The organism is Vibrio sp. V04_P4A5T148, from assembly GCF_963875605.1.
Taxonomy (GTDB): Bacteria; Pseudomonadota; Gammaproteobacteria; order Enterobacterales; family Vibrionaceae; genus Vibrio; species Vibrio anguillarum.
On the sequence record NZ_CAWNMS010000028.1, the window covers coordinates 19,947 to 34,692 of the forward strand.

Annotated in this window: 3 protein-coding genes; all 3 read right to left on the bottom strand. The window is 46.3% G+C overall.

Going from position 1 to position 14,746, the window contains the following annotated elements:
- Positions 1 to 77: 77 nt before the first annotated feature.
- From rtxA to rtxH, 3 genes are read right to left on the bottom strand one after another with little or no spacing between them, the layout of a single operon-like run.
- Entirely contained in the window at positions 78 to 13,712 is a 13,635-nt protein-coding gene (gene rtxA / locus AACT18_RS05360; RefSeq protein ID WP_094124609.1) for an MARTX multifunctional-autoprocessing repeats-in-toxin holotoxin RtxA, read from the bottom strand.
- A 22-nt stretch (positions 13,713 to 13,734) separates the two neighbouring features.
- Positions 13,735 to 14,196: an RTX toxin-activating lysine-acyltransferase RtxC gene (gene rtxC, locus AACT18_RS05365; RefSeq protein WP_017044044.1), complete on the bottom strand. Its 462-nt coding sequence runs from the start codon at positions 14,194 to 14,196 to the stop codon at positions 13,735 to 13,737.
- Positions 14,197 to 14,211: 15 nt separating this feature from the next.
- Positions 14,212 to 14,547: a protein RtxH gene (gene rtxH, locus AACT18_RS05370; protein ID WP_013856638.1), complete on the bottom strand. Its 336-nt coding sequence runs from the start codon at positions 14,545 to 14,547 to the stop codon at positions 14,212 to 14,214.
- Between the last annotated feature and the right edge of the window lie 199 nt (positions 14,548 to 14,746).

The window sequence follows — 14,746 nt, forward strand, 5'->3', positions numbered from 1 at the left end:
CGTTTTTAGGTTTATATGGGCGCTATTGTCAAACAGACACGCCCACAAAGGCTGGTTTTAACCCGAGAAAGACATGATTACGACAAGCTAAACTTCCCGGTATTCACATCCGACCATGCGGCCATAATCGCTTGCTGAGGCTGAGAAGCTAATCCATCCATAAAGTTGCTTTCTCCCACCTTAGGCGCGAAGGAACTCATCGCTTGAATGAGATTGTCTAACGCATTATCAGTCAAGCAGGTATATTCCTGCTCGCCTTGAGCGTCTTTTTCACCTAAACCGATAATAAGTTTGGCTCGATTATTTGCAAAATAATCATTGAAAGTAACACAACCTAACGCATCAAATAGCGTTTGATCGGAAGAGGTATCAGTATGGCGTGCCATAGAGATTTTCAGATCATAACCACTACGCTCAAACCATAAACGGTTCCAATCAATACCGTTGAAGATGATGTTTTCACCTTGGCGAATATCTTCAACCACGTTATCGATCACCTCACCACTGACCACAAAACTATCTACGCCAGCACCGCCTTTGAACGTATTTTGGTAACCCCCAAGCACCATGACATCGTTACCTTCACCACCGTTTAATGTGCTGAATTTTGAGATGGCGGCGGCAATTAAGTAATCCTCGCCCTCGCCAGCATTAATCGAAGCATGGTAACCCATCAGTTTGACTTCATCGTTTCCTTGGCCAGCATCAATTCGGTTGTGATTGCCAAAGACTCTCGCAAAGTCATTGCCTGCACCAAGATCAAGTTGGTTGTTATTACCGATGGTTACAGAAAAGTCTTGATCGTCTCCCATGTCCACACGGTTGAAGTTACCTGAAGTGACCGCATAGTCATTACCTGACCCCATGGTGATCTCACCACCTTCGCCAAAGACAAAGGATTGATCATCACCCGCGCCCATAAAGACGTGGTTAATGCGTCCGGCCACAACTGCCGTATCATTACCATCACCGCCGAACATCATGTTCTCGCGACCCATTAAAACGCCCATATCGTGGCCTTCACCGCCAGTGAAAATATTGGAGACTCCCGTTGCGTAGAACACATCGTCTCCACGTCCTCCCCAGAAGTTATTATTGTCGCCTAGATAAGCGCCGAGATCTTTACCGTCACCACCCCAGTTGAAGTTGTAATTGCCCAGAGAAACGTTCATATCGCCATCCCCTTGCAAATGCCCACTGTTACGAAGGAAATCAAACGTTTTATCCTTCATATTGAGCAAATCGGCGGTGAGATTCTGCTTCAGATTACTGACCAATGATGCCATCTCTGCCTGCTTATCTTTGCTAAACATGGTGGCAAATAAATTGGGCAAATTGAGCGCATTAAAACCAAATGCGCGCTCTGGTTTGGTTTCTTCAACAGTGGCTGATACGTTTTCCGTTGCCGCAGGCGCGCCATTGAGAGTCACTTGCGCTGTATCGTTTTCCTCTGGTGCTTTCTCTTTCAGTCCATGACTTTCAGCAAAGGATTGAAGACCATCAGCCCCCATACCGATTCCCGCTTTGAGGCTATCTAGCAATTTTTCTGGGTCAGTAAATGCGCTGAGCTGCTCACCACCAAACTCGCCAATCACTTCTAGCATCTCTTTTAAAATGGCAACGCCATCTACCGCTTCATCAGTACGAGAGACTATTTTGCCATCAGCGGTGTAATTGACACCGAAGATATCACCTAAAGTCGTCTCTGCACCGACCTCAGCAAATTTACCCAGCAGCTTATTCTTAAGCTGACGAGGCAAGTCTTGCGGATTATAGGTAAAGGTCGTTTGAGCCATTCCCGTTGCTGAGAATTGCTGGGTCAACACGCCAAACAATGAACCGAGATTGGTATCCAAAATCGCTTGGATGTTGTCTCCGAACATAAAGTTCCAGTTGCCCGTGGTGACCTGAATATCGGCTCCTTGGCCACCGACCGCGAAGTTAAAGGCCAACTTCTCGTTCATTTGACGGAACTTATCCGCGCGGCTCATCTTGCCAGTATCATTATTACTATTGCCACTTAGCCACTGGTTGTACTTTTTATTCAACGTTGCTTCAGCGTCAGACTTCAAGCCGCGGCTGCTGCGCTCATTCTGAGAGTCCAAATCAACCAAACTGGTGTAGTCAACACTGCTGGTTTGATCGAGACCGGACATCTCTTTAACAAATTTTTTCGCACCAGAGAGTGTCCACTGCTGTTCTTGAGCCGCTAACCAATCGGCACCCTTTCCTGATTGTGCGATGCTTTGTAATACTCCTGAAATACGTGATGCACCATCAAATGGATTGACCAGTGGAGGTGTCGGGATCGACTTATCCATCATCACGATAAGGTCATTACTGCGACCCATATTGAAACTTACGTTGCGGTTACCCATAAACATTTGAGCACCTTCAAGCGCCTGATAACCAGCGATGTCGACACTATGTTTGCTGTCACCATTACCAATATGAACCATGACATTGTTGTCACCAAAGGCCAGCGACTTAAAGCCTCCCGTACCCACTTTAATACCAACATTTGACGTACCCCAGTTAACTGCGGTGAACTCACCATCACCGACGTTGACCTGAATATTGCCCGAGTAACTGAGCTTATTGTCACTGCCCGCCGATGCCGTAGTATCCGTTTCCGGTTTACGCTTTTCAGGTGCTTCAAACACCTCACTGTTGTCGCCGATGGCACCACGTGCTGGCTCATTAACCTCACTCGCACCAACACGAGAAAGATGGATATCCCCTTCCGCCACACCGTTACGAATGATCTCGTCACGTGCGGTAACTTCGCCTTGCGTATTCCAAGTCAGTGAGACTTTATTGTTTGCAGCCTTTTTTACCCAATTTCCATTGGCATCTTGAGTATGTTTGCGCCCTGTTGTGTCTACCGCTACATCAGAGTTGCGAACAGACACATCCACGCGAAGACCATTGGCATCCATGGCATTGATAAATTGATGGCCAAAGCCTTTTTGCTTGTCATCACTCACTAAAGAGCAACCGACAATACTGATATGGCCAGGCTTGTTGCTGATGTTTTCCGCTTGGCCGAATGCCTGCTGGAACTTGGCCAATTTCACTGCAAGTTCATCGGCACTGTAGCCACTTAAGCGACTGTTGTTGTGTTCTGAATCATCACGCCCATGGCCAACCAATTGCCAGCGTAGCTTTCCATCCAATTTCGATGGGTCACCATACACCACGCGATAATTCCCCTCAGAATCTAGCTGAACGACCACACTGTTTTCAGGATGCTTGCCAGCTAGATTTGCCGCCGCTTTTGCAACTACTGAATCGTTTTCCATTTGAACAATCACTTGGCCGTCAAAGCGCGTTTCACCGCCGTCATCTTTAGGCACAACCGCTATCTGACTCCAATCGTCGACGTTTTGATTGTCTAAAGCCATCACTGATAACGTTGATACAGTGCTATCGACTTGATGATCACCGAGTCTATCCAGTTGAACTTCTTTTTCAAAATCAACAACTTTTGCTTTCAATTTATGAGCGAGTTCATCTCTCACATCTAAGAACTCATGAGACAATTTACGTTTTGGTGTAAAGAGTTGGTCATCAAGGCCAGCATTCCACTTATCATTGAGTGATGCTCGGTAACTGACATTAATCGCTACCTGCTGGAAATTAGAAAACTCCTGCGGATCACGAATCACCACCGCACCTTGCTCATTCACATTGAAATACGTTTGGATAGAGCCCTTTCCTTCGCCTAAACCATCTTCCATAAAGAAGCTTTTAGGTACAAAGAAAGTCGCAGGGAAATTGTCCGCCATTACCGCATAAGGGTTTGCGTCGTCTGCACCATGATGCACCATCTCTAGGCCATCGGTTCTGCCCAAGCTGGTATTGATCACATCTTTCAGCGTTTTTAAGCGATCGCTCACAACGCCAAGGCTCGCCCCATCCTTCTTGTTATAAAGCACCTCACTGTCGTATAGCTCTTGATACTTAGGCGTTAAGTCTTCGTAAGTAACAGACTCTTTCCACTGTTCCCAAGTTAATGGTTGCTTGACCTTATCTTGCGGCCCTAGATCAGCGTAGGAATACATCACCGTCAACAAATCATAGTCTGCTGTCATCGGCTGTTTAGATACAGGATCACCAATCACTTTGAACGGCGCTAGCTCGCCATCTTTCATGTAATGAACCTGCCACAGATCTTTACTCTCAACAGTCACTTTATTCAGGAAGAAAGTGACTGTTTGATCACCATTGGTTGCCGTTGTTTTGTACATACCGCTTTCTGCATCAAACTCAAGAGCTGTCAGTGACTGATATTTAGACACCAACTCATCCATTCGAACCTGATTCAGATACAAATCGGCACTTACCGCATTACCAGACTCAATGGATTGTTCGGCATAGCCGTTAAATTTATTGAGATCTCTTCTCGCAGATGCTTTGGCAAATGACTGATCTACAGGAATAAAACCAGACATTGGCCCCCAATCAGAGCTTTTCGCCTTAACGAATAAACCTTTACTGCTATAGAGCTTAGAATCAATCAGTGACTTCGACTTCTCATCAACTGGTCGAACACCGATAATGACATTTTCACGCTCAGCAACCTCCGCCAATATTTTCTGATCGATATCAGGCATACCAAGCTCGATGGTTTCTGGTTGCACGATTGGCTCGAGAACTAAATCTCGGGATTGATAATTCTTATGGCGAGAATCTGCGTTTGATATCGTATCCGCATTATCCAATACAGGTTTGTTTTTCAATAATGTGGTGATTTCATCATGATCAAACGAAGTAATTACACTTTCATTAATAGTTGAAGTGTTTCGGTTGATGGCTATGCCTATCGTTTTACCATCAAATAAATTACGTACCGTTTCACCCGCATGAAATTCTTCAGTGTGCTTAGCAACGATGTGTAAATTTTGATCCGTTTCTTTCACCGCTTCAATGCGTAGATGAGCACCTGGTTTGAGTAAGACTTCCGCTTGATTTAACTGCGCAAGCCCAGCAACGTTAGTTCCTTTGGCATCAAGAATGGTCAGAATAACTGTGTCTTTCCCACCTCGGAAACTTTTAGCCAATTCAATACTGGTTGATGTAGAGGTAAAACCTTGATCGCTAAATAACTGGCCAGGAGTCACTTGTGAAGCAAGATCGTTCAAGCTTACTCCTGGCATGAAAGCTCTATAAACGGTACCTTCAAATGTCTCAAGTTTATTTAAACCTTTAACAGCATTAACAGCATTGTCTTTGACAAAATAGGTCAGCTTCTCTTCTTTTCTTAAAGCTTCATTTACATATTGGAAACCTTCACTGGTATACCATTTAATCCCTTTTATCTCGTCATCCGACAGTTGTACGTTATTAACTACCGCTTCACCGGTCTCTCTTCCTTGTACTAGTTGTTGGTCTTGCAGCTCTTTATTAAAAGGAACCTCTTGTTCCGAAAGCACAGCTAAGCTCTCTTGGCTGCTGTATTTTGTTCCATCGGCAAGATGTTTAATATCAACAACGGAAGACACCTTGTTGGTGCTAGAACGCAGTCGATGCAATAGATCCGCCGCTAAATCAATGCGAGTAGCAGACAATTTTGCGATTTCGACTCTCGTTTCTTGCGCAACGTTATTATAAAGGCTTTCACTCACGCGATTTTTGAGGCTCAGCAAAGCGGTATTACGACCTGATTTTTCATGGTGTGATACATAGTCATCAATTAAGTTATTAACTCTTAATGCTGCTTCTATTTGCTTATCACCTTGCGTGGTATGCAGTAAATCCAATTGGTCTAAGATCTTTTGATAAGATTCACCAATAGGTTTAGCAAAGACTTTCGCTTCATTTTTCAGTTCGTCTTTAGTAGACACCGATGATAAATCGAGCGTTGTTTGCTTACCTTCGCCGAGGCTTTCTAAAGCGCGTTCAGCTGATTGGTGAGAATCTGAGTCAAGATATTGCTTATCTTTCTTCGCATTACTTACCAATTGAGCTTTTTGCAAATCTTGAGCAAAGTTAAACAGCTCTGTCGGTGTCCAAACACCAAATTTAGGCAGCCATGTGTGACCAATTAATTTATCCGCCCCGCCGGCTTTCAACACTTTGGCGACCGTACTAGAGCAGTTTTTGGTGAGCAGTTGATAACGCGCATCCGGGTCGTTACTGAGGCGATTCCATTCATCTTGCATCGCAGCCACATCAAGGCCTTCAAGGTTAATGCGGAATACACGGCCTTGGTCAGACTGCATCTCTTTAAAAGCCTGAATTTTACCCAATTCATCTTGTGCAAACTGACGAACGACCTCGGCTATCTGGTGCTCCATTTGTTCCGAGTTAACCGCAATTTTCGCTTGCTCTTGTAGCTCTTTCGCAAAACGATGCGCCACATCTTGCATGTCGTAACTGGTGTCATTCCATTGGTCAACAAACGGTTTAGAAATATGCTCAGGAATATTGGCCGATTCCAGAAGATCCGGGTTCATTAATACCATCATGGTAAACGTTTCAGAGATATCTTTAAATTTTTCATCAACACCAGAGGCTAAAGCCAATTGCTTGATAAAAGACTTCAATTTATCTTCAGAACTTTTTAACCCGAAATCATCATTTTCTTCCGACTGCATATCAAATACTAGAGATTCACCTTGCGCGGCTGGCTGACTAAAATCTTTCCAGCGCAGTTTAAGATCTGGGTGAGATTCTGATGAAACATCAAATAGACGATTTACGCTAGATGACTTACTACCCATTGGCCACCAGCTTACATAATTGCTCTGATTATAAGCTTGTGCTTGATCTGCACTGATTTGATTACGTCCCTGGCCAATTTGCAGAGCTGCATGTCCAAGGGCACTATGATCACTCGGTTTCCAAAGAAATAGTGTTGCACTGACGGGTGACAAGTGTTGTTCAATCGCTAAATGCACTTTTTTAAGCCCAGCGATATCAATACCTTTGCCATCTTTGGCAAGCTCTTTGACAGATAATCCAGCAAAGATTGTATCCGCAACGGTTTGGCCATACTCGTTACTTACTGTCGATTTCACTTTTTCAAGCACAGCTTCGCTGCCGCCTAGCTGATCGATATTGGCAAGATTTCCTTTGCCCTTAGTAACGAAGTCACCATTGCCATCAAGATACAAATGCTTACTCTCTTTCAAGTTGGCATTTTCAAGCTGGCCATATAATCGGCTAAAGCTGTCTTGCGCTTTGATATTTTGTTCTGATACCGCCAGAGTAGAGACTTCTTCTAAACGTGTATTCACCTGATTTAACAGTGAACTCATTGCTTCAATGCGGCCAGAATCTGGGTGACCAAGTACATAACCTTCAATCTGTTTATGTAGGTTAACCAGCTTTTCCATTGACTCCTGTTCGTAGTCTGCATGTTCAACCGTACTCAAATGATACTCAGCCAGAGCATCAATCACTTGTTGGTAACTTTCACCACGGATCTTCCCTGTAACACTGGCAGCATCGAGTAATTCGGTGACAGATATCAATTCTGCTTTGGTGTTGTACTTCCAAGCGCCCTCTTCTTTTTGTGCCAAAACACGCGTGCGACCCTCATGATGTGAGATAACCTTGTTATCCACCAAAAAGAGCTCATCGGGCATTTGTTCAAAATTATCGAAGTTGGCCAAAATGAAACGCTCAATGGCTTTTTGTTGAGCCGCATCTTCTGGATCATCAAGAACAATGGTCTTGCTATTGTCATCTGTGCCAGGCCAAGCACGCACTTCAAAGCCTTCATCCCCTTCTTGCACCAAGAGATTGCGCTCAGTACGAAGTGAATAGAATGGTAGAGATTCACGCAACATGTTGTCGATGGCGTTACCACCCAATGCTATATCACTGGATGCCTCACCAAGACCTTCTAGGTTCACCCCTGAAATGTGAATCTCTTTTCGGCTCACATCCTGAGAGGCCGTTGTTGGCACAACAATGCTGTCGGCGTTTGTCTCAGTGAACATCGAAGTGACAGAACTACCCGTATTTTTCGCTCGAATTCCTGCGTTAATTTGCAGGCGGTTGACTGCATTGGTCGCACCTTCTAAGGCTTCTAGCTCTTGCTCGCTCAAGCCCTCGCTAAAGCGGCCATCAGCGTTTGTTTGACTGTCAGCGTTGATATGGCGGCCCGCAACACCAGCGGCTTCGACGCTATGTGCTTGACCCGCAAGGCCGCTGCCCACAACACCTTGACGATCAGGTCGATCGCTTTCGTTTTGCTTAGCCCCTTTCGCATCATTCTGCACTTGGTTGGCTTTATGTTCCGCGTTCATCGCATCGCGATCACCACGCGATTGCGCGTCGTTTGCTGCGCTGTGTGCGTCAGATTCGGCTTGTTTCGCGTCATTGCCTTTTGCCAAAGCATCAGCTTTACGTTTTTCAGCATCAGTTTTAGCATCAGCAATGCCTTGCTCTGCACCCGCCAGGTTTTGCTCACCTTTTGCGACGCCTGCTTCCGATTGTGCAACCGAATCTTTGACTTTGTTTTGATTGTCCGCGTGCGTCTGTTTCGCGGCAGCAATCTGCTCACCAGAAACCTGTTTTGCGTTGTCCAATTGGGTTTGAACACCATCAAGCAAGCCACCGGCAAAATCGTTGCGCCATTGGTCGCCCGACTCACCCGTATGCGTGGCTTTGTCATCGAGCACATCGAGACCTTGTGCCAGTTCGGTCAACTCAGCCGTCACGGCTTCCGACTCTTCTTTCACCACATCACGTTGAGCTTGACCATTATTTTCCAAGGCTTGTTGGTCGGTAGATTCCAGCTGGCTTTGCGAACCTGCGACAGCATCGAGCTGTTTCTGCTTTTCTTGTTCTAGACGCTGGCGATCCGCTTCTGCGCGCTCTTTGTCTGATAGAGCATTCTGCGACGCTTGATTTTGCGTTGCATGCTCACTCACCGCATTAGTTTGCTGTGGCGTTTCTAATTTCGCCACTACGTTATCTAAGATATAGCCCAACCCATCATCGTGGCCTGTGCCTTTGAATTCGATACGGTTACTGCCAGCTTGAGCGGTCAGTTTTAAGGTTTTTTTCTGCCAAGCAGATTCATCACCAGACGATGAGAAAACCACTTCGCCGTTCCAGAGAACGTCAATGCCTTCGTTATTAGAAATGCCTGCACGTTTTGCAAAATCAAAGCTCAGCGTAATAACTTCGCCATGATTGAGATCATTCAGATCTTGAAAAATGGTCGTGTTGATGTAGGTGTCAAGCTCACTGACTCGGTTGCCGTGTCCTTCACTTGCAACGCCATAACCGTTGGCAGAAAAACCTGCTTCAATACCGTTAGAGGCCCTCCAACCGTACTCCCCCTGCTCAAAATCGCCATTGACGATCAAGTTAGGCGCGAACTGCTGAGATGAGTCAACGTTGAGCGCATTTTGCATTTGATTGAGATCAGGTGCGTCTACCTTGGTCACACTACCTGTTAGGCTGTCTCCCAAATCAGAGCCCACTTCTTCAATCGCCTCCATTTGGAAGCCATCCAGCTTGGTGATTTCAGGTGTCGCAATCGCACCACGGCCTTTATGCGTGCCGGATGATGATGCTTCATCGCCTTGCACTAAGTAGTTGATTGCTTGGCTACCACCGACACCAAGTACGGTTTGCTTGATGTTATCAAACAGGGCGGAGAGCTTGTTGCTACTGGTGTTGCTCGACGCGACCGCCAAACTGTAGAAATCACCATTACCGATTTTGATCGCCACGTTGTTTTGAGCGTAAGAAGCATTAACCCCTAAACCATCACCAACATGAATATTAGCGTTGGCTTTACCTTTCATGACCGCGACGTTCAAACCATCGCCGATTTTGGTATTGACGTTGTATTGGCCCCAGGCAACATTGACCGAAATACCGTCACCAACCACGGTGTTAATATTGGCATCCCCATAAGCGGCGGTGACGTTTAGGCCATCTCCCACTCGAGTCGTTACGTTCGCTTTACCTTTCGCGGCGGTCACCTGCATACCATCACCGACTTTGGTGACGATGTTGCCCTTACTCCAAAGTGCGTTAAAGCTATCGCCATCACCCACTTGAGTCACGATGTTGGCTTCACCTTTGGCTAGCACAACATTTCGGCCATTACCCACTTTGGTGATAACGTTGGCTTTGCCCCAAGCACCGGTATAATCATCACCATCACCCACATGGGTAATGATATTGGCTTGACCTTGCACGACAGAGACTTCTTGACCATCGCCCACTTTGCTGATGACGTTGGCTTCACCTTTGGCAAAATTATAGCGATCTCCATCACCTACATGAGTAAACACGTTAGCTTGACCCCAAGCCACGTTAACACCCAAGCCATCACCGACTTTGGTAATAATGTTTGCCTTGCCCTTGGCAATACCAATGGTCGTGCCATCTCCGACATGGGTCATCACGTTGCCGATATCGGAAATCAACAACCCTACCGTGGTGCCTTCGCCCACTTTTGTGAGGATATTGCCTTTACCCGCCAATACAGCGGCGGTGGTTGCATCACCGACATGAGTCACGACGTTGGCTTTCGCCGCGGCCACAACACCCATGAAATCATCACCCACTTTGGTGACGATATTGGCTTCGCCCAGTGCTAACACGCCCGTTAGACCATCCCCGACGTGTGTCATGATGTTCGCTTTACCGAACATCGCAGCCAAGGTTGTGCCGTTACCAACCTTAGTCATCACGTTCACTTCGCCCGCAAATATTCCTAAGCTAGTTCCATCGCCGACATGCGTGTAGATGTTGGCTTTACCGACCATCAGCGCAGCGGTGAGATCATCGCCCACTTTGGTCATGATGTTGGCTTGACCGATCATTGCAGCAAACGTGCTGCCACTACCTACATGGGTAAAGATATTAGCGTTACCCACCATAGCCGCAAGTGTGGTTCCATTACCGACTTTAGTTGCTATGTTGCCTTTGGCTAACATAAGCGCCACCGACATGCCATCACCGATATGGGTGAAGACGTTAGCTTCGGCCACCATTAACGCGAGAGCATCACCGTTGCCCACTTTGGTAAAGACGTTACCAAGGCCGCCCATCAGTGCCCAAGCATTCCCTTCGCCCACATGGGTAAAGATATTGCCTGCACCAATCATGACTGAAATGGATGTTCCATCGCCCACTTTAGTGAAGATGTTGCCTGCGGCGCCCATTACGCCAAGGGTTTGGCCATCACCAACATGCGTTAGCACGTTGCCAACACCAAGCATAATGCCTGTCGTGTCGCCATTCCCGACTTTCGTTAGGATGTTCGCGCCGCCTACCATGACACCAGTTGTGGTGCCATCACCGACATGGGTGAGTACGTTAGCGCCTCCACCCATCACAGCAAGGGTGTTGCCTTTGCCTTTTTTGGTGAGAATGTTTGCGCCGCCGAGTGCCACCGCCGTGGTATTCGATAATTGATCATCACTGCTGATATGGGTAATCACGTTCGCACCACCCAGCATGCCCGCCGTGAGTTCACCATCACCCATTTTGGTCAGTACGTTTGCGCCACCAGCCAGTACCGAAGCCACATCGCCTTGACCGACTTGCGTCATGACATTGAAACCGCCAGCCGCTAGCCATAGTGCATCACCACTACCGATTTGCGTGTGCGTGTTATAGCCGCCCAGTAGAGTAACTCGACTATTGCCTTGGCCTTTCTGTACCGAGATGTTGCCGTAAGCCAATAAGTGAGCCAGATAGTCGCCGTTACCAACACGAACCAGCACGTTCAACGCACCACCCGCGTAAACATCCATCTTGCCTTGCTGACTTTGGTGCACTAATACGTTTGCCAAACCTGCGCCGCGGAAGGTGAGATCCCCTTCTTCGCCACTTTTGACAATCACGTTAGCCGCGCCTGCACCGTTAAATTCAGTGTTACCGAACTGAGAGCTATGCAGGATCACGTTGGCAAGACCGCCACCGTTAAAGTAAACATGACCGCGTGTTACGTTGGATTTAATAACGTTACCGCCACCGACACCATTGAAATGAATATCGCCAGAGCTTTCGCCGCTATCGCTTACGGGTTTGAATAAGGTTTGATCCGTGTATTCGTCGATATCAGCCACGGTTTCGCTGGTACTTCTTACCGCGTTAACGCTGTAATGCAAGTCGCTGAGCGAGTAACCCCCTTTGCCCATTGCGTGATATCCATACGCAGACGAAATATCTTGGTTAGCTAAATTGGCAGTGTGATCACCTTCTTTATACCAAGAGCGAGCTTGATATTTCAGCGCGCCAGTTTCGGCATCGTTAGCCAGTTCAACCACAACGATTTTCGTGTGTTGTCCCAGCATTTTAGCGTAAACATAAGTGTTGGGTTTGCGGTTTGATTTCACCGCTTTGACATCAACCTTAGTGCCATCAGCATAAATCGCGTGACCACCCATTTTTGCATCCGACAATGACACATCTTTCGCATCAATCACCGCACCATTGGCGTAAGTCACCCACTCATATTCAGTCAAGCTTTTCTCAACCGCATGAACAGTCACTGATTGCTGATGTTCAATGGCAATATTAGAAAGGGTGTAACCACCGTTGACTGGATTGGACTCAAAGCCACCTGAAAAAGAAACATCGGAATGAGCAAGATCGGTTAAGTGATTACCCTGCTTGAACCACGCCTCTGAGTAGTACTTGAGTTTGCCGGATTCGGCATCGTTATAGAGACGGATTTTGTTGATTTTGGTGTAATTACCATCTGCAATAGCGAACAGATAGGTATTGGGCTCTCGTTCTGATTTTACGGCGTTGACCGCATGGAACTTGTTGCCGTTATCAATCGATAAACCGTGCATCTGTGCGGTAGTGAGAACGATCTCGTCCGCTTTGGCATATTCCATACCTTGAGCATCAAAGTCGCCACCACTACCTTTACGAGTAATGGTGTTATAAGCACCGCCGCCCGAGAAGTGAATATCACCATGTGCCACATCAGAGTAAAGGCTGTTGTAACCACCCACACCTTCGAAGCGAATATTACCGCGTGTTTCGGTATACACATCGTCCGCATTGTGCGTACGCTCAATTCGGTTGGATGCCCCGGCACCCTCTAGGGTAATATCCCCAACCTTGCCTTTGCGAACCAAATGGTTATCCGCACCAGCTCCACTAAAGTGCAGGTTACCGCTTTCAACACGTGAGCTAATACTGTTAGCAACCCCCGCGCCGACAAAACGCACATCACCTTGAGATCCTTGATACTGGTTAAACCAAGTACGATCGATTTTATTGCCCGCACCTACACCTTCGAAACTCAAGTTTCCATGATTGGTTTCATGCCAGATAGCGTTGTAGCCACCAGCACCTTGGAAAGAAACATGGCCTGATGACCCTTGACGCTTAATGTGGTTGTAAGCCGCAGCACCTCCGTAGCTGATGTTGCCATGCTGGCCGTCATGACCAATGTCTACACCACCAGCAGCACCTGAAAATGAGAGATTACCGTCTCCGTTTTTCTTGATATCAGCATAACCCGCAGCGCCTCGAACGCTTAGGTTCCCCGTTGTATCCTCAACTTTTAGATAGCCGGCCCCCGCCGATACCGTATCGTTACCTGAACCGGTATATACCGTGGCTCCGATCGACCCCAGATGAATATGATCATCTCCGCCATAAGCATGAATTTCGCCGCCAAAACCGATGGCAACAATGTCGTTATTTCCATCGTCAGCGGAATAATTTCCGGTGAAGAAGTATTCGACACTTCTCCAAAATGGTTTTCCCATAGACTGTGGCTCTTATTATTATTTAAATAGAAAACCACTGTACCTTACGGATACAGCGGTCGTTTTGCGTGTCGATTTTGCCGCGTACAGTACACACTTTTTGCCCTTTCCACGGCAAAAAAACACGCTGTCGTAAGTCATTGACGATTTGACGTCCGTGACCAAAAGGAGCAAGCATTTCAGGAATGTAGATATGATCACCAGAGCGCCAGTCAGCGGCTTCGATTTCTCGTTCACCGGACAATAGCAACTCTCTCACTTGCTCAGACAAAAACGCCCAATTACAAAATGCAATTGGACGTCCTTGTTCATCTTCGTAATAGCAAAACTGATTTAACTCAAATGATGGCATAATCCGTTGCTGCCATTCACTGATAAGGTACCGCTGATGCAGAGGAGAATATTGGCTGAGCAGAAGAATCCCACCCATCATTTTCTGCATCATTGCACGATCCAGTTTTGCCGCGTGATGTTGAATCAACATACGCTAAGCCACCTTTTATTTTTTCGTGCGTGTCACGCGTTTTTTAGCAGGCTCAATACCACTCTCGTTCTCTTGAGGTGCTTCACTCGGTGATGGTAGAAAACCTGCGGCAATTAATTTTTCTAACTCTTCGTTCATACGAGGATCTTCAAGCATATTCTTAACCATCGAAACCATATACATAAAACCAGAAGCAGGCATATGAATCACTTCTTTTAGCTCTAAGTCCGTATCACTTTCCGCCATAATACCGTTTGCCATGTTGGATTGATTCTGTCCAACAAAATAGAGAGAAAAAACACCTTTATTATAATTAACACTCGATACAGTTTGAACGAATTTCTCAGACATAAATAACTCACCTCATAATTTAAAAAGAAAATAAAAAAAGATTAAAGCCACTTATAAAAAAGTAGCGATAACCCAAAAATGATTTTTAATGTTATACAGCATTTCAATGGCATGCAACCATACAATAACGCTAATTCATGAATAAATTAACAAAACCAAAATATTACCGAATACAAGCAACTGATAATTAAAACCTTTA